Raw genomic sequence first — 19,867 nt, forward strand, 5'->3', positions numbered from 1 at the left:
CGTCAGAATATTGGCGTGAACAGGAAATTAACTTGCCCGCATACCACGAATGCGGGAACCTTGTTCTATGAATTCGACAAGAACTCGCGTCGGACTGGCAGGTGCCGCGGCAATGGTCGCACTGGGAGCGCTCGGTGCATTCTCAGCTGGAGTGACCGATGGAGGCGCCGTCGCCGGCTCTGACCACGCCCCGACCAACACCGTTTTCAACAGCCCGCAGGTGCCCGATTTCAACAACGGCGCCACGCAGACGTGGTCTCCCGCGGCTACAACTGCGTCAACGATGAGCGCGGCGCCCGCAGTTAAGGCAGGATAGGCGCCCATGAAGACTGCATGGGGTGTTGCTGCGGCAACTTCGCTGAGTGCTGTGGCTTTGATGTGCAGTGGCGTGGCTTCTGCGGGTTCTGCACCCAATGTGGTCGGCCAGAAGTTCAGTGACGCGCGCTCAGCGCTGGCCAGCGCTGGATTCAAGCCGTTGGTGTCGACGACGGTGGGTGACCAGCTCCAGTGGCCGAACTGCGTGGTGACCAACCAGGTCGCCCGTACGGTCTCGGCGCCCGCCAACAGCGGCGGTTCGAGCAGCAGTCAGATCCTGCTGTCGCTGAACTGTGAGGCCGCATTCGCCACCCCGGGCAGCCCTGGCAACTCACTCGGTAGCCCGGCGGGTTCGCAGGCCTACGCCTCTGCGTCAGCCTCGGCCGCTGCGGCTGCTTCGTCGGCCTCGGCTGCCGCGGCCGCTGAAGCGGCTGCCGCCGGCCAAGAGGGCCAGGTCTGGGAAGGCCAGCAATCCGGACGCTGAACCTGACGGGGCGTTACCGAAGGGTTTCAGTTTTTGCGGCAGTGCCGAATCCGGCCATGCTCGCGCGGGGTTCGTAGCGAGTATTGCTGATTTGCCTGCTTAGGCGTGGATTGGCTGGCTGGTGCGGATATTGCGCCGCGCGATAGTTTGCTGTTGACGTGCTCATGCCTGGGTGAAGTCGATGAGAATGTTGCTCTGACAGGTGATTTCAAGCGTGTCGCAAGTTGCGTCAACTCTGTCCGAACGGCTTGTATATTGCACTGTGCCGGAAATGGATCGTCGTAACATGATTCGCGCTTCGGGGCTCGGCCTGCTGGCCGCCGCCGCGATGCCGTCCCCCGCAGCTCTCGCGGATTCCCAACCGGGCAGTTCGCCCACCCCGCCGCTGGCTCCGCCGCCGGCCGCGCAAACGCCCTCCTACATCTTCCACGACGAGTTCGACGGCCCCGCCGGGTCGCGGCCCGATCCGGCGAAGTGGAACATCTCCCCGCAGCGCGAGACCATCAAGAACCCGGTGTTCTGGGATCGCCCGGAGAACATGGGTCAGTACCGCGACGACCGGGAGCACGTCTTCCTGGACGGCAAGGGCAACCTGGTCATCCGCGCTACGCGCGATGCCAACGGGAGATACACCAGCGGCAAGGTCTTCGGCACGTTCTGGGGTGGCATCAACACCACCTGGGAAGCCCGGATCAAGTTCAACTGCCTCACCAACGGCTGCTGGCCGGCCTGGTGGCTGTCCAACGACCACCCCGTCGTCGGTGGCGAGATCGACCTGGCCGAGTGGTACGGCAACGGCGAATGGCCGTCGGGCACCACTGTGCACGCCCGGTCGGACGGCACGTCGTTTGACACCCATCCGCACCCGATCGACGGTGGCTGGCACACCTGGCGCGTCACGTGGAACGACGCCGGGATGTCGTTCTGGCAGGACTACGCCGAGGGCATGCAGCCGTACTTCTTCGTGCCGGCCAACTCGCTGGACGACTGGCCGTTCAACCTGCCCGGTTATGCGGTGTTCCCGGTGCTGAACCTGGCAGTGTCCGGTTCTGGTGGCGGCGACCCCAAGGGTGGCAGCTACCCGGCCGAGATGCTCGTCGACTACGTACGGGTCTGGTAAACCGCCAACAACTGTTCGATGGGCCCCGCTTCGGCGGGGCCCATTCTCTTGTCGGGGTCAGCTATTGGGGTCCGCGGCCGCGGAACGTGGTGCCGGCCCGCTCCAGCAGTCCGCGCACCCGCGTGATGCCGTAGCCGGTCTCCTCGGCGAGTTGGCGGATACTCTCGCCGTTCTCGTAGCGGATGCGCAGTTCCTTGCCGATGCGTTCGGCCGTCGTCGGATCCAGTCGGACGTGCTTGGTCACCGGCGGCACCTCGATCGCGCCGCCGGCGTAGCCCTTGTGCACCTGACCGCGCGGGGTGATGTCGTCCGCGGACTCGTCGCCCCAGGCGGTCCAGCCCGGCTGCGGGTGCCGCGCGAACAGTTCCAGGTACGGTCCGGGGGAGCAGGCCTCGATGAATCCGTATTGCTCGTCGGGCTTGCGGGAGTGCTCGCGCTTGCGGGTCTCGATCATGTTGACCTGACTGCGGGCGTGCGGCAGTGTGCGCATGCTGCCGCGCACGCCGAACAGGATGATCTCGGTGACGTTCCGGAAGTAGAAGCCGACACCGCGGCCGTCGGGCCCGCCGTCCTTGCGTCGCTTGGCCCAGATGACGTTCGAGACATAGCGGTAGCCCCAGGCCTCCATGACGCGTAGTCCCTCGGGCAGCAGCGCGTTCGGTACCCAGAGGTACAGGTGTGAGTCACGCGCCGCGACGGTGGACACCGGGATGTCGCAGATGGCGTCGAGGTCGAGTGTCGAGTAACGGTCCAGGCGCCGGTGCTCGGGCGCGACCTTGCCGGTCCGGTTGGTGAAACGCCAAGGGGGATCGGCCAATACGGTCTTCCAGCCGCCGTCGACGGTGGGCAGCGGCGGGGGTGCGGCGATATCGCGCAGGGGGGCGGCCTTTGCCTGGTCGCCGGCCTGGTCGCTGCGTTTCGCCACGGTGTCACTCCTACCTTCGAATTAGATCTTTTCGAACGGAGAAGATCTTCACGAAATCGTAGGCGATGGCACCGACAGGTCAGGTCTCCCAGAGGCCGATGTCGCTGGTTGTGTCGGCGGTCTCGGGGTCGGGGGCGTGCTCGGCCCAGGTGCGGGCGCAGATCGCCACCGCCAGCAGCGGACAGCCGCCACTGTCGCCGCGCTGCATCCGCGGCCGCAGCTTCTCGGTGTTGGTGGTGGTGGTCGTGGCGAGGATGCGGCGGGCGCGCTCGTCGTCCATGCCGGCTTCGATGCCCAGCCGGTAGCCGAGCGTGCGCAGGTCGGTCTGAGTACGGGTGATGATTACCGCGACGTCGATCAGCGCCGCGTCGTACAGCGCGCGGTAGGCGCTGAGGTCGCGATCGAGGTTGCCGTCCTTGGCATTCCACTCGACGTCCAGGGCCAGGCGGTCGACGAAGTTGTCGACCTTGTAGCCCTCGTTGAATACTTCGGTGTCCTCGAGGGTGGGTTGCGTCTCGCCGGCCGGCTTGTGCGGCATCTTGCGCAGTTCCAGACGGATGCGGGTGTCGACGCGGGCCTCCCGCCAGCCCCTGTTGCGGAAGGCGGTGTTGAGCCGCGCCGCGAGTTCGGTTTCCTGACCACCGGGCTGGACGAGGTCGTCGGTGCGGAGCTGGAATTCGTGCAGGGCGGTGAGGAGCTCGTCGAACCGCTGCGGGTTGGTGGCGGCCAGGATCGCGGCCGCGTTGCGGGTTTCGATGAACTCGTACCGGTCGCGGATGTGCGCCGGCAGCACGCGGGCGTACGAGTCCGTCAGATCCACGGGGGCGACGGTAGCAGTGGGCTCACCGCTACGGCCGCCCCGCCGGGACTACATGTTGGCGCGGGCGTCGGCGACGTCGGCCGGGTCGAGCAGCACCTGCTTGTCGCCGTCGAGCGATGAGGTGATGGGGGTGGGCATACTCGGATCGGTTGAGGTGATCGTGCGAGTGAGTTTGTTGATGTTCACGTCGCCGGTCAGGTATCCCGTATGCGTTCCCGTGACGGTGATGTCGGCGACGTAGCGGATGGTGGATTGGCTCGCGGTGGAATCCGTCGACTCGGTACCGTTCAGAATCATTCCCTGGCTGTTGACGTAGTTGGTGTACGTCACCGTGCGGATGGTGTGTCCGGGGGCGCCAGGGGCCTCGCTGACAACTGCCGTCCCACCGCTGGTGCCGTTGTACGTTCCGGTGCTCGGGAGCGGAGCTGCACCCGGAACGTACGTGGCAAGCGGATGGGACCAGCTGTAGCCGGCCGGGTCGGGAGTGCTCCGGTCCGCGGCCACTGGGCCGACGCTGGTCGTGTATTTGAGGTTGGCAACCACGATCCGGCTGTCGGTCGCGTTTGCCTCCCAGAAGGTGACCGCCGTGCCGTCGGCATTCCAGCTCGCCATGCTGCGTGCGGTGTAGCCGTCATTGTTGACGAACAGCGGAATCCCGTTCTCTCCCTTGAGCTCGTCCTCCAGTGAGATGGCCCATTCCTGGTTACTGACGTTCACCGCATCGGATGCCCCCGCGTAGGCCTGGTAGACGCTGCCTTGGATGTACGCCGGCAGGAACGCGGGCCGCTCGATGCGGTCCATCGGCGAAAGCGCGTGGTAGCCGCGGGTACTGCCGACGGCGATCCACTGTTGATTGGGTGACATGTCGATGTCTTCGTCGTACTCCGGGTTGGCGGTGATGCGCGAAACGGTGCCGGTGGTCAGGTCGACTGCGATGTCGTCGACGTTGCCCGCCTCGTAGGTACCGCCGATGATGATCACCCCTTTGCCGTCCGGGGTCCACTGCTTGCCCTCCCCGACGGGGTAGACGACCTGGGCGTTGGCGACGTGGTACTCCGGAGCACCCGTGGTTGCGTTGACCGTCCGCTCGAGCGTGCCGACAATCGGTACGGCGGTGATGTTGCCTCCCTGGCCCACTTGAATCTGACTGAACAGCAACTGCTTTCCGTCGGGTGAGATACGCATCTCCCGCAGCGGATCAACAGCTCTCGCCGCCGACGGAGGCGCGACGACGGGAACCAAACGCTTTCCGTCGGCGTCGCTCTCGAAGACGGCGTAGCCGTTCGGCGTCGTCCTGACCTGAATCATCAGTCGCCCAGAACCATCCTGGAACGGTACGACTCTCGACAATCCGGCAGTGATCTCGGGTGACACGCCGCATGTCATGCAGTTCAGGCCGGTGCCGTCGACGTTGATCTGGTAGATCTCCTGGCGGCCGCCGGTGGATGGGGTGGCGCCGAAGAAGATGGTCTGTCCGTCGCCAGAGAACCGTGGGGTGTTGGGCATCATGCCGGCGGGCAGGTTCATGATGACGCGGTTGACGGTGGGGTTGAGCACGGTGAGGTCGACGGTGGTGTTGGCTGCGTGTGGCCGGAATAGGTTGAGCAGGTTGATTCTGTTGCCGTCGGTGACGGAGACGGTGAATGAATCGGTTTGTGCTGCAGTGTAATTGATGTCGTTTGGGGTGTAGGTGAATTTGCCGGTGGCTTGGTCGATGGTGACGGTGCCGTGTTGCGGTGTGTGGGTGACGGTGTAGGTGAGTTTGTCGCCTTCGGGGTCGGTGGCGCCGAGGTTGCCGGTGATGGTCTGTCCGGTTTGCACGGTGGTGGTGGGGTCGTATTTGAGTTTGGGTGCCTGGTTGAACAGGTCGCGGCGGACCCAGCCCAGCAGTGCCCACACCACGGGTGTGAACGGTTCGGGGGTGTTCGGTGCGGGCGCCAGGAACTGGTTGGTGAATTGGGTGACGATGCTGTTGAGCGCGCCGAGGATGGTGCCGATGGGGCCGGTTGGGTGGGACGTGGTGGTGGTTGGCGCGAGTACCACGCTGGCGGGATGCACGGTGGGCGAGGTGGTTTCGGCTGCGGTGACCGCTGTGGTTGCCGGTGTCAGGGCGGCTTGCGTCGTCTTGGTTGAGGGGCGGGCGGGGTTGGTGGAGTTTCCTGCGGCAGACGCGAGAGCCGGCGGCGTGGAGGGGGCCGTGGCAGTGCGTACCGTGGCGGTCGGGGTGGCGTGTGTAGGTGCGGCGACAGTGGCCGGGTGCGGCTTTTTGGAGCCGGATGTGACTGCGGCGGTGGGTGCCGCGGGCGTTGGGGTCGGCGGTGCCGTAGTCGGGGCGGTCGTGTGATCGGTATCTGCTGTGGTGTCAGGGGTTTTGGGCTCTGTTGACGTGGGCCCGGTTGCTGCGGGATCGGTGGATTCGGGTGATGCTGGGCTACGGTCTGTGTTCTTGGTTGGCTTGTGGGTGCGGGTCTGTGCGCCTGTCGCGGTTCCTGCCTTGGGTGCCGATGTGTTGCCGCCTATGGCTGCGGACGCCGTCGTGGGCGTGTCGCCGCTTGGAGCGCTCTGATCTCGTGTGCCGTGCGACGCTGCCCGCCCATGGCCGGGGGATGCCGTGGCTGCGCCGGTTTTCGGAGTTTCGGTGCCGGAGGCGGGGTTATCCGGTGAAGCGTCACGTGACACTGATGACGTGGATGGAACCGCATTAGCTACGCATGGTGTAGTGACTACCATCACTCCAACGCCCAGGGCGGCGGCTAGTGCGCCGACCCGGCCGATATGGCGAGAATAACCTTTTACCTGGAATTTTGGTGCATTCATGGGGGCTCCGCTGTGCGACCGAAGTGAAGGCCTGATCCAGGCGTTCACTTACCGACTGTAAAGTGAAGTGCTTTACGAACGTAAAGCTATGGATTATCGGGTGTCAAGCATCAGCTTGTTATTTGTCAAGTCGGCGCCTTGTCGATCGTCAAGGTTGTGCTTCACTTGATGACCAAGGAGGCGGGATGACGTCCGGGCGCGAAAAAGATGGCGGCTCGCCGATCGACACGCGGCGGCGGCTACTCGACAGTGCGCAGGTGCTGATCAGCCGGCACGGCTTCGGCGGCACGTCGTTGCAGATGATCGCCGATGAACTCGGTTTCACAAAAGCGGCCATCTACTACCATTTTCGGACTCGCGACCAGTTGCTGGTGGCACTGATGGAGCCGATGTTGCATCAGATCAGCCAGGTCGTCGAGATGGCGGAGAGTCAGCGTACGCCGCGCGTCCAGATCGACACCATGGTGCAGGGTTTTGCCCGGGTCGTCGCGAGGAACCGTCAGCTGGCCGCGGTGATGGTCTTCGACCCGGACGTGCACCGCATCCTGCAGTTGCAGCCCGACTGGGGCAATCTCATCGGGCGCCAGCTGGCACTGCTCACTCAATTGGACTCTGGCCCAACGGGAGTCGTCAAGGCGACGGCCGTACTCACCGGCCTTGCCGGGGCGGCCACCGGCGCCCCGGCAAGCATCGGCGAGGATGTACTGATCCAAGAACTGTGCGAGATCGGCCGCCGCACGATGGGGCTGCGGCCAGCGCGGCGCCCCAATACCGGCGACTCGGCGGCGCGCTCACTACCGGGGGCTGACACCGGACGGTGGAAGGACTTTCTGGCGGAGGCGTGAGCTGCCTACCGGCACGTCGACGTATTGGCTGCGATGGCGTGAGAGTCGTTCTGGTCGGTGATTGCCGGAGCCGTATACCGGCCCTTACACGTTCTGTTTGGTCTCGTCGATCTTGCTCTGGTCCATGAGGTTTTGCACGTCGCCGTCGACATCTGAGATGACGTAGCCGCTGTAGGTTTGCCGATTGGTCACCGTGGCGTCGGCCTTGAGCGAACCGGTGTGCTTTCCCGTCACCGCGATGTCGGCTGTGTAGTGGATGTACAACTGACTGGCGTTGGAACTCGTCGACTCCGTGCCGTTGAGGACCTCACCCAACTCATTGACGTAATTGGTGTAGATGACGGTCCGGATCGTTCGAGTCGAATCGTTCGGATCTGCAGCCTCACTGACCACGGCCGCACCTCCACCGGCCCCGGCGTACGTCCCCGTCGGCGGAAGTGCCGGCGCGCTGGGAACATAGCTGCTCAACTTTGGCAAGGTCGACGACAGCTGAGGCGTCGTTGTGGTCCCCTGAAGGCCGCCGACGCTCGTGGTGTACTTCAGGTTGGCGATGACCATTCGGGTATCGGTCGGGTTGTCTTTGTTTTGTTCCCAGAAGGCAACAGCACTGCCGTCAGAATTCCACCCCGGCATGCTTTGTCCGGCGTATCCGTCGCCTGGGACGGTTAGTGACAGACCGTTTTCGCGGTTCAGCTCATCGTCGAGTGCCACCACCCACGCCTGATTGGAGACGTTTATCGGATTGGCTGCGTAGGCGGTGTAGACGGGGCCGACGATGTAGGACGGCAGGAACGCCGGTCGTTGGATGCGCGACATTGGCGTCAGCGCATCTAGGCCGCGAGTACTTCCGGCGACAATCCACTTTTCGTTGGGTGATTCGAATACGTTTTCTTCGTAGTCGAGGCCGGCGGTTTCGCGAGTGATATTCCCGGTGGCGAGGTCGACCTTGATGGCATCGACGTTGCCCGCGTCGTATTGACCACCCATGATGATCACGCTCTTACCGTCGGGCGTCCAAGACTTGCCCTCGCCGTAGGGCGCCACCACGGTCGCGTCGTCGACTTCGTACCCGGTGTCGGTGCGGACCAACTTGCCGACGATGGGAATGATTGCGACATAGTTGTTGGTGCCTAACTCGAGTCGGCTGAACAGCACGTGCGTTCCATCGGGCGATATCTTCATCTCGCGTTGCGAGTCAAGGACATACGTTGGGCTGGACGGCGTGGTGAGCGGGACCAGCTGCCTGCCGTTTGCACCGTCTTCGTAGACGACGTACCGGTATTTGTCCGTGCCGGTCGTGAGCCTCAGCAGAATCCTTCCCGAACCGTCTTCGAACGGTAGCGGCTTTTGGAGGTCGCCGGTGATGTTCGTCGACACCCCACAGGTCACGCATGTGACGGCAGTGCCGTCGACGTTGATCTGGTAGATCTCCTGGCGGCCGCCGGTGGATGGGGTGGCGCCGAAGACAATGGCCTTCCCGTCTGAGGTGAAGCGGGGCCGGCTGGGATTGGTGATGCCGGCGGGCAGGTTCATGATGACGCGGTTGACGGTGGGGTTGAGCACGGTGAGGTCGACGGTGGTGTTGGCTGCGTGTGGCCGGAATAGGTTGAGCAGGTTGATTCTGTTGCCGTCGGTGACGGAGACGGTGAATGAATCGGTTTGTGCTGCAGTGTAATTGATGTCGTTTGGGGTGTAGGTGAATTTGCCGGTGGCTTGGTCGATGGTGACGGTGCCGTGTTGCGGTGTGTGGGTGACGGTGTAGGTGAGTTTGTCGCCTTCGGGGTCGGTGGCGCCGAGGTTGCCGGTGATGGTCTGTCCGGTTTGCACGGTGGTGGTGGGGTCGTATTTGAGTTTGGGTGCCTGGTTGAACAGGTCGCGGCGGACCCAGCCCAGCAGTGCCCACACCACGGGTGTGAACGGTTCGGGGGTGTTCGGTGCGGGCGCCAGGAACTGGTTGGTGAATTGGGTGACGATGCTGTTGAGCGCGCCGAGGATGGTGCCGATGGGGCCGGTTGGGTGGGACGTGGTGGTGGTTGGCGCGAGTACCACGCTGGCGGGATGCACGGTGGGCGAGGTGGTTTCGGCTGCGGTGACCGCTGTGGTTGCCGGTGTCAGGGCGGCTTGCGTCGTCTTGGTTGAGGGGCGGGCGGGGTTGGTGGAGTTTCCTGCGGCAGACGCGAGAGCCGGCGGCGTGGAGGGGGCCGTGGCAGTGCGTACCGTGGCGGTCGGGGTGGCGTGTGTAGGTGCGGCGACAGTGGCCGGGTGCGGCTTTTTGGAGCCGGATGTGACTGCGGCGGTGGGTGCCGCGGGCGTTGGGGTCGGCGGTGCCGTAGTCGGGGCGGTCGTGTGATCGGTATCTGCTGTGGTGTCAGGGGTTTTGGGCTCTGTTGACGTGGGCCCGGTTGCTGCGGGATCGGTGGATTCGGGTGATGCTGGGCTACGGTCTGTGTTCTTGGTTGGCTTGTGGGTGCGGGTCTGTGCGCCTGTCGCGGTTCCTGCCTTGGGTGCCGATGTGTTGCCGCCTATGGCTGCGGACGCCGTCGTGGGCGTGTCGCCGCTTGGAGCGCTCTGATCTCGTGTGCCGTGCGACGCTGCCCGCCCATGGCCGGGGGATGCCGTGGCTGCGCCGGTTTTCGGAGTTTCGGTGCCGGAGGCGGGGTTATCCGGTGAAGCGTCACGTGACACTGATGACGTGGATGGAACCGCATTAGCTACGCATGGTGTAGTGACTACCATCACTCCAACGCCCAGGGCGGCGGCTAGTGCGCCGACCCGGCCGATATGGCGAGAATAACCTTTTACCTGGAATTTTGGTGCATTCATGGGGGCTCCGCTGTGCGACCGAAGTGAAGGCCTGATCCAGGCGTTCACTTACCGACTGTAAAGTGAAGTGCTTTACGAACGTAAAGCTATGGATTATCGGGTGTCAAGCATCCGCGGTGATGATGTTCCGAACTGGACGTGTACCGTATCTTGCAGTTGGAGCCCGACTGGGGCGATCTCATCGGGCGTCAGCTGGCACTGCTCACTCAATTGGACTCTGGTCCAACGGGAGCCGTCAAAGCGACGGCCGCACTCACCGGTCTCGCCCGCGCGACGTCGGCGACTCGGTGTCCTGCTCACTGCCGCAGGTCGGCACCGGGCGGTGGAAGGACTTCCTGGCGGAGGCGCGAGCGGCCGTCGCTGCGGGTGAGTCCTTGACGCGTCTTGCGGTGACCTGCAGGTTGTCGCCGCGAACGTCCGGCTGACTAACCCCCTTGACGGCTGAGCAGCACCGTCTCCAACTGTTCAGCCGTCAGCGCCCAGCCGTTGTGGAAGTTGTCGTACTCGTGCGATGGCAGGAGCGAGTGCTCGATCTCCATCAGCGTCTCGCCGTCGCCGTGGGGCGTGAAGGTGACGTTGACGACGCTGGCCATCGTCGGGTCGGGCCAGTTCGAATTGCTCCACGTGAAACGCAGCAGGCGCGGGCGGTCGATCTCCAGGAAGTGCCCGATGATCAGGACGATCGTGCCGGTGGCGTCGTGGTCGACGTCGAACCGGAGCTTGCCGCCGACGTGGGGTTCGACGGTGATGGCGACGCACCTGGACGGGCGCGGGCACATCCAGTCCGCGAGTGACTCGACATCGAGCCACTCGCCGAACACCACATCCGGGACGGCCGGCATGATGCGCTGCACACGTACGGTCACGGGTTCTGTCATTGGCCATTTCCTTTGCGACGCAAGCGGTCTGCGAGGGCATCCGCCCGCACCGACCAGAAGTTGGATTGTTCGTTGATCCATTGCTGTGCCATGGTCAGGCCGTCGGGGCGTAGGGACACCCAGCGTTCGCGGCCGCGGACATCGCGTTGCACCAGGCCTGCCGATTCGAGTACGCCGATATGGCGGGAGACGCCGGCGAACGTCATCGGCAGCGGCGCGGCCAGGTCGGTGATGCGCGCATCGCCTTGCCGCAGCGTCTCCAGCAGTCGGCGGCGCGTGGGGTCGGCCAGGGCGGCGTAGGCCCGATCCAGCACCTGATCTTCAACCATCTTGTTGACTATAGCGACGGATGGTGCTCTCCTGGAATACAGATGTTCAACAAGTTTGTTTAATAAATTTGTAGAGGAGGGACGCCATGCAGAAGCCCGAAATCGTGTCAGCGGCCGAATGGGACGCCGCGCTGGAGAAGATGCTCGTCGCCGAGAAGGAATGGACCCGCAAGCGGGACCAGCTGGCCGCGATGCGCCGCCGCATGCCGTGGACGCCGGTCGCCAAGGATTACACGTTCGTCGGGCCGGACGGCGAGCTGAGTCTGGCCGAATTGTTCGGTGGACGACGGCAACTCGTCATCTATCGGGCCTTCTTCGAGGAGGGGGTGAAGGGCTGGCCCGCACACGCCTGCCGCGGCTGCTCGATGATCGCCGACAACGTCGGGCACGTCGCGCACCTGAACGCCCGCGACACCACGCTGGCCTTCGCGTCGCGCGCCCCGCAGCCCGACATCGCGCGGATGACGGCCCGGATGGGCTGGACGATGCCGTGGTACACCATCACCGACGACTTCGACGTCGACTTCGGCGTGCACGAATGGCACGGCACCAACGCGTTCATCCGCGACGGCGACGCCGTCTACCGCACCTACTTCATCAACAGCCGCGGCGACGAAGCACTGGGCACGTCGTGGAGCTACCTCGACATGACGGCGCTGGGGCGGCAGGAGACCTGGGAGGACTCCCCGCCGGGTTACCCGCAGGACACCGCCTACGAATGGTGGGACTGGCACGACACCTACGGCGAGCACCAGCCGTCCCGCTGGTTCGGCGACCCCGATCCGAGTAAGCCCGACGATCCCCGTCCGCCGCGCGTAGAAGGGTGCGCCTCCTGTGAGCGATGAAACTGATCTCGCGGATCTCTATCTGCAGACCGTGGACCGCGTCGTCGAATTGGTCAGTGCGCCAGGTACTTCGGTCGATGCGCCGGTAGCTGCCTGCCCCGGCTGGTCGGTGCGGGATGTGCTGGCGCATCTGGCCGGCGTCGCACAGGACTGGGTCGCCGGCCGCCGGGCCGCCCCGCCGAACGACGCCCAGACGGCGGCCCAGGTGGCTTGGTTCGACGGGCGCGGAGTGGACGACATTGTGCGTGCCTGGATCGACGCGGCAGCCGAGATGCCGCGGCTGGCCCGGGAGGGCGTCACACCGCCGCTCGGCGACGTCGTCGTCCACGAGCACGACATCCGGGATGCGCTCGGCCGGCCGGGTGCCCGGGATTCTGCTGCGGTGCAACGTGTTTCCGACCAGCTACTGCGCCGGTTGGAGATGCCCGTGCCGGTGCGGGTCGTCGTCGAGGACGGTGAATACTGGTGCGGTCCGGATGCCGAACCGGTGATCGAGCTGAAGACCACGCGATTCGAAGCGCTACGGTGGCGCACCGGACGGCGCAGCCGCCAGCAGATGGCGGCCATGGCCTGGTCGGGAGATCCGGGACTGGTGCTCGACCACCTGTACATGTTCGGACCCGCAACCGCCGATCTCGTTGAGTGACTACAGCCGCGGCTGGGTCAGCAACGCGACGACGGCGTCGGTCAGAGCCGCGCGGGCGACATCGAGATCCGAGGTGAAACCGATCTGCCGTTCGTTGCTGAGACCGCGGATCGCGGCGGGAAGCAGGCACCGTACGCGGTGCAGCTGGTCGGGGTCGACGTCGAGTCCGTCCATCAGATAGTCGAAACCCTGAATCCAGTCGAGCTCGCGGGCCGCGAAAGCCGCTGCGGTGCGCGGATATTCGGCGGCGATATCAGCGCGTCGCGCCGGCAGCGAGGTGCGTAGTGCCGTCAGGGCCCGGCCCTCGGTGGTGTCCAGGTAGCGCCACACCGATTCGATGGCCCCCTCCACCCGCTCCCGCAGCGTGCCGTCGCGAGCCGCGCCGGGGCCGGAAGTCCAACTACGGGAATGGATTTCGGTGATGACCGCAACCCAGAGGCCATCGAGGTCGGCGAACTGGTGCTGCACCGTGCCCCAGGTGACGCCCGCATCCTTGGCGATGCGGTTCGCCGACACCGGCTCGCCACCACTGTCGGCCAGCGCGCGGATGGCGACCTCGAGCAGGCGGGCTCGGGTTTCCAGGCCGCGCTTGTTCAGCTTGGTGCCGGCACCCGATTCCGTGACGACGGCCTGCCATTGCTCCCGGGCGCGGGCCGCCTGCGGGGAGTCGCCGGCTGCGTGCTCAGGCAAATCGGCCCGGATTCGCCGCGACCGCGCGATGCAGCGTCGGCCGGTTGGCCCGGTAGGACTCGACCACGGGCGCGAGTTCGTGTGGGCTGGCCCCGTGCATGATCACCGAATGTACGCCCAGATCATACTGGCGGGCAATGGTTTTCGCGCAGGCCTGCGGTGAGCCCTTGGCGACGGCGTCCAGCCATTCCGCGGGGATCAGCTCGGCGATCCGCTGCAGCGTCTCGAACGACGCGCTCGCATCGATGGGTCCGGCGGTGGCCGCGTCGGTGAACAGGTCGGACTGGCGGATACGGTCCCACGTCGCCCGATCCCAGCCGTTGGCTGAGACCAGCACATCGGGGTAGGCCTGCAGATACGTCGCGAGCCGTCCGACGCCGCGGCGGATCTGGTCGTCCTCGGACAACGCGTCGGGCACTGTCGCCAGACATGCCCAGATGCGGACGCTGTCGGGGTCCCGGCCGGCCTTCTCTGCGCCACGGCGCACCGCGGCGACCGACTTCTCCGTCGCCTCGTCCGAGAAAAAGGTATGCAGCACAACGAAATCGGCGATCTCGCCGGCGAGCTCCATGGTTTTCGGTCCGACCGCCACCAAGCCGATCGGCGGTCCGTCCCCCAGGCCGTTCACGTGGCGCAGCAGGGGCCACTTCCCGGCCGGGCCGTCGTGATCGAGGATCATCTCGCCCGCCCAGAGGCGGCGCAGGATGCCGAAGAAGTCGCGCAGCCGCGCCTCGGTCACGACCGGCAGGCCGATCGCCTGCCAGTAGGGCCCCATTCCGCGGCCGAACGCCATGGCGAACCGGCCTTCGGTGAGGGCATGCATGGTCGACCCGATGGTCGCGGTGACGGTGGGGTGGCGGGTGTGGTGATTGGTCGACGGCGCGATGCCCAGGGTCGTGCTGGCGCCCGCCACCGCGCCGCTGAGCACGCCCGCGTCTTTGACGGTGAAGCGCTCGCCGATGTGGCATGAGCCCAATCCCAGCGCCTCGGCGTCCCGGGCTTCGGGCAGCACCACCCGGGTATCCGCGGGGTGCCGGGTGACGGCGTAATAGCCGAGCTCGTTGAGCTGGTCCTGCGTGCTCATGGTGCGCCTTTCATCAGAGACGCTTAGCACTGTTAACCATCCGGTGGGCAATTGTCAATGAGGGTTCTCAATAACTTGGGGCGTCTGCCGATGCGCCTGCCGTGTCGATGCTCGGGAACCGGGCGTGTAGCCGGTCGATCAGGAACTTGGCTTCGTCGAGGTCGCGGCGGAGTTCGCGGGCGAGCCGCCGCATCGACCGGGCCCGTTCCGACCACGCCGACGCGTCGGGCAATGCTTCTACCCGGGACAGTCTGGAGGCGAGGTTCCATGCATGTCTGCGCAGCTCGGCGCGTAACGCGCGAGCCTGTGCCACATCGGCATCTTCGGTCACGCCGATCATATTTACATGACGGTCAATTGAGCGCGCGGCCAATTGGTTAGATTGGCTTCGAATCGTGGTCTGCGGCTCGCGAATCGCTAGGTGGTCCGCTCGGGGTTGGCTGACACCTGCTCTGCGGCCTGCTGTCGACAGATCGACAGGACGGTGTCGACAATGGCGTCGAGGAACGTTTCGTCTATCGGTTCGCCGGTCACGATCACCCGATGGTGAACCGGGCCGACGAGCCACTCGGCCAACGCGGCCACGTCGGCCTCTGGCGGTAGCTCGTTGCGTTCGATGGCGCGAAGGAACGGCTTTCGGTCGCGAGTCCGCTGATCATCGAGGTACCGGGCGCGAAATGTCTGCGCCAATGCCGGATCGTGTTGCGCTTGGCCGATGAGTGCGCGGAAGACGGCGCCTGCGTCATCGGTGGTCAGAAAGTGAACGGTGTCGCGCAGATGTGCGCGCAGGTCGGCGTCCAGGCGGCCGGTGTCGGGTGGTTCCAAGGCCGCGGCGGCATCTTCGAGGAACGCGTCCATGAGCACTTCCGTCTTGGAGCTCCACCAGCGATAGACCGTCTGTTTGGCCACTCCCGCGGCTTTGGCGATGCCTTCGATGGTGACGCCGGAGAAGCCCTTCTCGACGAGGAGGTCGTCGGCTGCGCGCAGTACGGCTTCCCGCGCGGCTTCACTACGGCCGTGCCGGTTGCCGCGGTGTGGTTGCGCGTCTGCCATGGCTCGATTGAACACCATCGTAGGCCTAGTGTAGACGCAACGTTGCGTCTACCGTGGGTCATATGACCGCAACCTTGAACCGACCGGAATACGCCTCGATCATCAATCGACTGTTCGCCGACGCGCAGTTGGACGACCAACGACGGCAAGGGCTTTCGCCGACCGACTACGCAGTCGCAGAACGCGCCGACGTTTGTCAGGACTTCTACCTTTCGGTGGCTCCTGACTCGGGCCGCCTGCTGTACAGCCTGATTCGCGCACTGAAGCCCTCGACCATCGTCGAGTACGGGATGTCCTATGGCATCTCCACCCTGCACCTGGCTGCTGCAGTCCGGGACAACGGTGTCGGGCGGATCATCACCACGGAGATGAGTTCGCAGAAGATATCGGCGGCCCGCGCGACGTTCGCCGAGGCGGGAGTTGCCGACTTGATCACGATTCTGGAAGGCGACGCCCGCGAGACTCTCGAGACCGTCAGGGAACCAGTGCAATTCGTGCTTCTGGACGGCTGGCCCGACCTCGACCTGCCGGTGCTGAAGGTGCTGGAGCCGGTGTTGGCGCCCGGCGCGCTGATCCTCGGCGATAACGTCAGGCTCGATCCCGACCATGTCTATCTCGACTACGTCAACGCCCCCGGGGGCGGCTACGTCAGCGTCCCGATTCCCCTCGACAAGGGTTTGGAGTTGACCGTTCGGGTGTAGCCGAAGTCGGGCCCGCCGCGTCGAACCTTTTTGACGGCTACTTCGTTCAATTGGTATGAGCATCATCGACTTCCGCCGCCGGCGCACCACAGCGCCGACCTTCGTGGTGGTCGACCGTCTGCACGGCCGGCGGGCCGAAGAGGTGCCCGGGGAACAGATCGCAGCCACCGTGTCATCGTGGCTCGCGGATCTGGGTGTGGACACCCCGCTGATCGATGCACTGGAAGCTGCTGCGCAAAGCCAGGATTGGCCGACCGTCTATGCCCTTGGCGAGCGACTGTCGGTCGACGTCATGGTCGCGTAGCCGGCGGAGGTCTACAACTCGCGGATCACGCGCGCGGGCGAGCCAACGGCCAGCACGCCGGGCGGGAGGTCTCGCGTGACCACCGATCCGGCGCCCACGACGGTGTTCGCACCGATGGTGACCCCCGGGCACACGATGGCCCCGCCGCCGAGCCAGACGTTGTCGTCGATCGCGATCGGTTCCGCGGCTTCCCATTTGTCTCGGCGCGGGCCTGGCTCCAGTGGATGGGTGGCCGTCAGCAGTTGCACATTGGGCCCGATCTGCACGTCGTCGCCGATCCTGATCCGTGCGACGTCGAGAAGAACGAGTCCCCAGTTCGCGAAAGTGCGTGCCCCGATGGTGGTTTGGTATCCGTAGTCGCACTGCAGCGGCGGCCGGATTTCGCTGCCTTCCCCGAACGCCCCAAGTAGCTCGGTGAGCAGGCGATTCCGTTCGGCGAGGTCGGTGGGATCGAGCGCGTTGATCAGGTGCGTCAGCTTTTGGGCGCGTTTCGATTCGCGGATCAATTCGGGATCGTCAGCGATGTAGAGGTCACCGGCGAGCATGCGCTCGCGCATCGACCGGTCGGGTTCTCCCATGGGTGCCAGGCTAGGTGCGATCGGCGGTTGATGGCAGCGGCGCTGAAATCCTCAGCGCCGCTCCTCAATCCAAAGCGAGCTTCGTCGGCGCGCCGTCGATGCTCGACAGGTTCTTCTGCTGCCAGTACTCGGCGACGCCCTCGTGGCCTTTCTTCTCGCCCCAGCTGTCGAGCAGGACGCGCTCGGACTCGACCGACATCACGGGCACACCGAAGCCGCATGAGGTCTGGACGAGATCCACGGTCAGGTCGAAGATCTGGCGGGCGCTGATATGCGGCGGGAACTGGCTGTACAGCTCGTCCCAGTCCGCATCGCCGGGCGCGACCTCTCGGGCAGTGCCATACAGCCGCAGGATCAGCGGCTCACGGTCGAACGAGCAGAACATCAACGTCATCCGCGGGTTGTCGAGCAGGTGCGCCGACGTTTCGTTGCCGCTGCCGGTCAGGTTCAGCCAGGCCACGCGATTCGGTCCAAGGACGCGGAGGGAGTCCAAGCCCTTCGGTGACAGGTTCACCCGTCCATCGCGCGCCGCCGTCGCCACGAAGTACATGCTCTGCGCCGCGATGAAGGTGCGGAACCGGTCGGTGATCTCCGGGAACTGCTTGGCCATGTGGGCATGCTTGCACGCCGGAGAGTGCGTGGGCGAGCGAGTTTCAGATGCCGGGATGGCGTGGAGTCGTCCGTCCCACCAAGGCTAGGTAGCTGTGTTGGCGGCTGCGTCGTGATGCATCTGGACTGCCGGCGCGACCCAGCGGCGGAGGAAAGCGCGCAGCTCCTCGCCATGGCGCTCGGGGCCTCCGGGATCCAAGATGAACGACTGCAGTGTCCGCAGCATGAACTCGACCAGCTCATCGAGCTGCCTACCGCAGAAACCGGCTGCGGGCCAATCGACCTGGAAGCGCTCGAGGATCGATCGTCCGAATGAAATCGACGTTTCGGAGGTGACTCCGGCGGCGAAGGCGCTCGCTTTGCCCGGGTGCATGACCAAGCTCAGATAGCGATCGTTGGGGAGTTGTTCCAGTGTGTAGGCGATGCCTTCGATCACGGCCTCGGTTGGGTCGGTGATCGATTGCAGGTCTTCGGCCAGGCGGTCCAGAAAACCTTCGACTGCCGACAATGCGGTACCGGTCATCAGTGCATCGAGGGTGGGGAAATAGCGATACACGGTCTGCCTGGTGATCCCGAGTGCAGTGGCTACATCTGACACGCTCACCGAACCTCGATGGTCGATCGACGAGCGGGCCGCGCCGACGATACGGCGAACCGCCTCGTCGTCGTCGACGGGGATGTCACCAGACCAGCCGTGTCTGCGCATCACCGCATACTTCCATCTCTCCGCTCCTCGGCGAACGCCGTCGACCCTTGACCATACATAGTGCCTCAGGTGTATGGTCCGATCATTCCCGAATGTGAAATGAGGTCAGCATGACGGCGATCGCCGAAGGACCGGTCAGCAATCAGGACGAGGAATTGACCAGGCGCGCCTTGCGCCACGCGGTCGACAAGACGACCGATATGGCCGACCGTGAGCTGCGAGTGCCCTTGCACTACTACCGCGATCCGAAAATCACTGAGATCGAGGAGTCGCAGGTGCTGCGCCGCGTACCGCTGGCGATCGTGCCGTCGGCCCAGGTTCCCAACGCCAACGACTACGTCGTGCGCTCGGTGCTGGGCGACTCGCTCCTGGTGACCCGCGATCGTGACGGCGTCAGTCACGTCTTTCTCAACTACTGCCGCCATCGCGGCGCGAAGCCGGCTTGTGGGGCCGGTAACGCCGCCCGGTTCACCTGCCCGTATCACGCATGGAGCTACAAGAACACCGGGGAACTGTTCACCGTGCCAGGCAAGGCGGGCTTCGATTCGATGGACAAGGCCGACTATGGACTCGTCGAGCTTCCGAACGAGGAGCGCCACGGCTTCATCTGGGCCGTCCTCACCGCCGGTGCCGCCATCGACGTCGACAGCCACCTCGGGTCCATCGGTCCGGAACTCGCGCTGATGAACTACGCCACGTACGGCTATCACACTGAGAAGGAGTTCCAGTCACAGGTGTCGTGGAAGGGAGCCCTCGAAGCATTCGCCGAGGGATACCACTTCCCATTCGTCCACGGCGAGAGCGTGATTGGACAGAACACCCTGCCCAATACCGGGGTATACGACGAGTACGGCAAGCACCACCGGATCGGCTTTCCCTTCAACTGGGTCGCCAACCTTGCTGACGACCCGTCCGGCTCCTGGGACCCGCACCAGAACATGGGCGTCATCTACTGGATCTATCCCAATCTGATCTTGGCGAACAGCCCGATCGGTGTGGAGATCATCGACATCCTGCCGGCTGGGGAGCCAACGCGATGCTCGGTGCGGCACAGTTGGATGGGGCGCGTGCCGGCCGCTGACGACGAGATGCGCGCGGTCTACGACCAGGTATACGACAACGTCCACGCCGCGGTCGTCGATGAAGACTTCGCCATGCTGCCCCAGTGCGGAGAAGGTGTCCGGCACGGCCAGCACGACCACATGATCATCGGCCGCAATGAGATTGGCGTTCAACACATGATCAAGGTCTTCGCCCAGGAGCTCGGTGTGGCGCTCGGATAAGGACACGCAATC

Annotated in this window: 22 protein-coding genes; 9 read left to right on the top strand and 13 right to left on the bottom strand. The window is 64.9% G+C overall.

The features are described from left to right. Positions 1 to 322 precede the first annotated feature (322 nt). Entirely contained in the window at positions 323 to 799 is a 477-nt protein-coding gene (locus ACWW1C_RS02040) for a hypothetical protein (RefSeq protein ID WP_455981880.1), read from the top strand. Between the two features lie 271 nt (positions 800 to 1,070). Further along, positions 1,071 to 1,919 carry a glycoside hydrolase family 16 protein gene (locus ACWW1C_RS02045; RefSeq protein ID WP_455981881.1) on the top strand — a complete coding sequence of 283 codons (849 nt, stop codon included), beginning with the start codon at positions 1,071 to 1,073 and terminating at the stop codon, positions 1,917 to 1,919. 61 nt (positions 1,920 to 1,980) lie between these two features. Here ACWW1C_RS02045 and ACWW1C_RS02050 read toward each other — a convergent pair whose 3' ends face one another. The 3 genes from ACWW1C_RS02050 to ACWW1C_RS02060 form a co-directional block, all read right to left on the bottom strand. Next, positions 1,981 to 2,844 carry an MT-A70 family methyltransferase gene (locus ACWW1C_RS02050; RefSeq protein ID WP_455981882.1) on the bottom strand — a complete coding sequence of 288 codons (864 nt, stop codon included), beginning with the start codon at positions 2,842 to 2,844 and terminating at the stop codon, positions 1,981 to 1,983. 79 nt (positions 2,845 to 2,923) lie between these two features. After that, on the bottom strand, positions 2,924 to 3,664 hold the full coding sequence (locus ACWW1C_RS02055) for a BglII/BstYI family type II restriction endonuclease (RefSeq protein ID WP_455981883.1): 741 nt from the start codon (positions 3,662 to 3,664) through the stop codon (positions 2,924 to 2,926). Between the two features lie 48 nt (positions 3,665 to 3,712). Then, positions 3,713 to 5,722, bottom strand: a complete 2,010-nt coding sequence (locus tag ACWW1C_RS02060; protein ID WP_455981884.1) for an Ig-like domain-containing protein — start codon at positions 5,720 to 5,722, stop codon at positions 3,713 to 3,715. A gap of 139 nt (positions 5,723 to 5,861) precedes the next feature. On the opposite strand from ACWW1C_RS02060, the gene ACWW1C_RS02065 reads away from it, so the two are divergent. Both ACWW1C_RS02065 and ACWW1C_RS02070 read left to right on the top strand, forming a co-directional pair. Beyond that, positions 5,862 to 6,008: a hypothetical protein gene (locus tag ACWW1C_RS02065; RefSeq protein ID WP_455981885.1), complete on the top strand. Its 147-nt coding sequence runs from the start codon at positions 5,862 to 5,864 to the stop codon at positions 6,006 to 6,008. Between the two features lie 658 nt (positions 6,009 to 6,666). After that, entirely contained in the window at positions 6,667 to 7,326 is a 660-nt protein-coding gene (locus ACWW1C_RS02070; RefSeq protein ID WP_455981886.1) for a TetR/AcrR family transcriptional regulator, read from the top strand. An 84-nt stretch (positions 7,327 to 7,410) separates the two neighbouring features. On the opposite strand, the gene ACWW1C_RS02075 is transcribed toward ACWW1C_RS02070, so the two are convergent. The 3 genes from ACWW1C_RS02075 to ACWW1C_RS02085 all read right to left on the bottom strand — a co-directional run bounded on the left by ACWW1C_RS02075 (position 7,411) and on the right by ACWW1C_RS02085 (position 11,356). After that, positions 7,411 to 10,197 carry an Ig-like domain-containing protein gene (locus tag ACWW1C_RS02075; RefSeq protein ID WP_455981887.1) on the bottom strand — a complete coding sequence of 929 codons (2,787 nt, stop codon included), beginning with the start codon at positions 10,195 to 10,197 and terminating at the stop codon, positions 7,411 to 7,413. Positions 10,198 to 10,574: 377 nt separating this feature from the next. Further along, the gene (locus ACWW1C_RS02080) at positions 10,575 to 11,027 is read right to left on the bottom strand and encodes an SRPBCC family protein (RefSeq protein WP_455981888.1); all 453 of its coding nucleotides are present in this window, start codon (positions 11,025 to 11,027) and stop codon (positions 10,575 to 10,577) included. Further along, entirely contained in the window at positions 11,024 to 11,356 is a 333-nt protein-coding gene (locus ACWW1C_RS02085) for an ArsR/SmtB family transcription factor (protein WP_138247754.1), read from the bottom strand. Before ACWW1C_RS02085 ends, ACWW1C_RS02080 begins: the two co-directional genes overlap by 4 nt. Positions 11,357 to 11,442: 86 nt before the next feature. On the opposite strand from ACWW1C_RS02085, the gene ACWW1C_RS02090 reads away from it, so the two are divergent. Both ACWW1C_RS02090 and ACWW1C_RS02095 read left to right on the top strand, forming a co-directional pair. Next, positions 11,443 to 12,201, top strand: a complete 759-nt coding sequence (locus tag ACWW1C_RS02090; protein ID WP_455981889.1) for a DUF899 domain-containing protein — start codon at positions 11,443 to 11,445, stop codon at positions 12,199 to 12,201. Further along, positions 12,191 to 12,847, top strand: a complete 657-nt coding sequence (locus tag ACWW1C_RS02095) for a maleylpyruvate isomerase family mycothiol-dependent enzyme (protein ID WP_455981890.1) — start codon at positions 12,191 to 12,193, stop codon at positions 12,845 to 12,847. Before ACWW1C_RS02090 ends, ACWW1C_RS02095 begins: the two co-directional genes overlap by 11 nt. Here ACWW1C_RS02095 and ACWW1C_RS02100 read toward each other — a convergent pair whose 3' ends face one another. From ACWW1C_RS02100 to ACWW1C_RS02115, 4 genes are all read right to left on the bottom strand, one after another. Continuing rightward, positions 12,848 to 13,537, bottom strand: a complete 690-nt coding sequence (locus ACWW1C_RS02100; protein WP_455981891.1) for a TetR/AcrR family transcriptional regulator — start codon at positions 13,535 to 13,537, stop codon at positions 12,848 to 12,850. It lies immediately after the preceding gene. Further along, positions 13,530 to 14,621, bottom strand: coding sequence for a TIGR03857 family LLM class F420-dependent oxidoreductase (locus tag ACWW1C_RS02105; protein WP_455981892.1), 1,092 nt, complete (start codon positions 14,619 to 14,621; stop codon positions 13,530 to 13,532). The genes ACWW1C_RS02100 and ACWW1C_RS02105 overlap by 8 nt, the downstream gene beginning before the upstream one ends. A gap of 67 nt (positions 14,622 to 14,688) precedes the next feature. Then, positions 14,689 to 14,952 carry a hypothetical protein gene (locus tag ACWW1C_RS02110; protein WP_455981893.1) on the bottom strand — a complete coding sequence of 88 codons (264 nt, stop codon included), beginning with the start codon at positions 14,950 to 14,952 and terminating at the stop codon, positions 14,689 to 14,691. A gap of 86 nt (positions 14,953 to 15,038) precedes the next feature. Further along, the gene (locus ACWW1C_RS02115; RefSeq protein WP_455981894.1) at positions 15,039 to 15,674 is read right to left on the bottom strand and encodes a TetR/AcrR family transcriptional regulator; all 636 of its coding nucleotides are present in this window, start codon (positions 15,672 to 15,674) and stop codon (positions 15,039 to 15,041) included. 62 nt (positions 15,675 to 15,736) lie between these two features. Between ACWW1C_RS02115 and ACWW1C_RS02120 the strand changes: the two genes are divergently transcribed. Together ACWW1C_RS02120 and ACWW1C_RS02125 are read left to right on the top strand one after the other, a co-directional pair. Continuing rightward, on the top strand, positions 15,737 to 16,375 hold the full coding sequence (locus ACWW1C_RS02120) for an O-methyltransferase (protein WP_455981895.1): 639 nt from the start codon (positions 15,737 to 15,739) through the stop codon (positions 16,373 to 16,375). Between the two features lie 55 nt (positions 16,376 to 16,430). Next, on the top strand, positions 16,431 to 16,679 hold the full coding sequence (locus tag ACWW1C_RS02125; RefSeq protein ID WP_455981896.1) for a hypothetical protein: 249 nt from the start codon (positions 16,431 to 16,433) through the stop codon (positions 16,677 to 16,679). A gap of 11 nt (positions 16,680 to 16,690) precedes the next feature. On the opposite strand, the gene ACWW1C_RS02130 is transcribed toward ACWW1C_RS02125, so the two are convergent. The 3 genes from ACWW1C_RS02130 to ACWW1C_RS02140 all read right to left on the bottom strand — a co-directional run bounded on the left by ACWW1C_RS02130 (position 16,691) and on the right by ACWW1C_RS02140 (position 18,572). Further along, positions 16,691 to 17,257, bottom strand: a complete 567-nt coding sequence (locus ACWW1C_RS02130) for a sugar O-acetyltransferase (protein WP_455981897.1) — start codon at positions 17,255 to 17,257, stop codon at positions 16,691 to 16,693. Positions 17,258 to 17,321: 64 nt separating this feature from the next. After that, positions 17,322 to 17,867: a pyridoxamine 5'-phosphate oxidase family protein gene (locus ACWW1C_RS02135; protein WP_455981898.1), complete on the bottom strand. Its 546-nt coding sequence runs from the start codon at positions 17,865 to 17,867 to the stop codon at positions 17,322 to 17,324. A gap of 84 nt (positions 17,868 to 17,951) precedes the next feature. Continuing rightward, a complete protein-coding gene (locus ACWW1C_RS02140; protein ID WP_455981899.1) occupies positions 17,952 to 18,572 on the bottom strand; it encodes a TetR/AcrR family transcriptional regulator in 621 nt (206 codons plus the stop codon). A 110-nt stretch (positions 18,573 to 18,682) separates the two neighbouring features. Here ACWW1C_RS02140 and ACWW1C_RS02145 point away from each other — a divergent pair, with 110 nt between their 5' ends. Then, the gene (locus tag ACWW1C_RS02145) at positions 18,683 to 19,855 is read left to right on the top strand and encodes an aromatic ring-hydroxylating oxygenase subunit alpha (RefSeq protein ID WP_455981900.1); all 1,173 of its coding nucleotides are present in this window, start codon (positions 18,683 to 18,685) and stop codon (positions 19,853 to 19,855) included. The last annotated feature ends 12 nt before the right edge of the window (positions 19,856 to 19,867 follow it).

The sequence above is a fragment of the Mycobacterium sp. HM-7 genome (assembly GCF_053852335.1).

Coding starts and splice junctions, on each gene's coding strand:
- ACWW1C_RS02045 (WP_455981881.1), top strand. CDS start 1,071: ATGGATCGTCGTAACATGATTCGCGCTTCGGGGCTCGGCCTGCTGGCC.
- ACWW1C_RS02125 (WP_455981896.1), top strand. CDS start 16,431: ATGAGCATCATCGACTTCCGCCGCCGGCGCACCACAGCGCCGACCTTC.
- ACWW1C_RS02145 (WP_455981900.1), top strand. CDS start 18,683: ATGACGGCGATCGCCGAAGGACCGGTCAGCAATCAGGACGAGGAATTG.
- ACWW1C_RS02080 (WP_455981888.1), bottom strand. CDS start 11,027: ATGACAGAACCCGTGACCGTACGTGTGCAGCGCATCATGCCGGCCGTC.
- ACWW1C_RS02120 (WP_455981895.1), top strand. CDS start 15,737: ATGACCGCAACCTTGAACCGACCGGAATACGCCTCGATCATCAATCGA.
- ACWW1C_RS02105 (WP_455981892.1), bottom strand. CDS start 14,621: ATGAGCACGCAGGACCAGCTCAACGAGCTCGGCTATTACGCCGTCACC.
- ACWW1C_RS02115 (WP_455981894.1), bottom strand. CDS start 15,674: ATGGCAGACGCGCAACCACACCGCGGCAACCGGCACGGCCGTAGTGAA.
- ACWW1C_RS02090 (WP_455981889.1), top strand. CDS start 11,443: ATGCAGAAGCCCGAAATCGTGTCAGCGGCCGAATGGGACGCCGCGCTG.
- ACWW1C_RS02140 (WP_455981899.1), bottom strand. CDS start 18,572: ATGCGCAGACACGGCTGGTCTGGTGACATCCCCGTCGACGACGACGAG.
- ACWW1C_RS02070 (WP_455981886.1), top strand. CDS start 6,667: ATGACGTCCGGGCGCGAAAAAGATGGCGGCTCGCCGATCGACACGCGG.
- ACWW1C_RS02135 (WP_455981898.1), bottom strand. CDS start 17,867: ATGGCCAAGCAGTTCCCGGAGATCACCGACCGGTTCCGCACCTTCATC.
- ACWW1C_RS02085 (WP_138247754.1), bottom strand. CDS start 11,356: ATGGTTGAAGATCAGGTGCTGGATCGGGCCTACGCCGCCCTGGCCGAC.
- ACWW1C_RS02130 (WP_455981897.1), bottom strand. CDS start 17,257: ATGGGAGAACCCGACCGGTCGATGCGCGAGCGCATGCTCGCCGGTGAC.
- ACWW1C_RS02040 (WP_455981880.1), top strand. CDS start 323: ATGAAGACTGCATGGGGTGTTGCTGCGGCAACTTCGCTGAGTGCTGTG.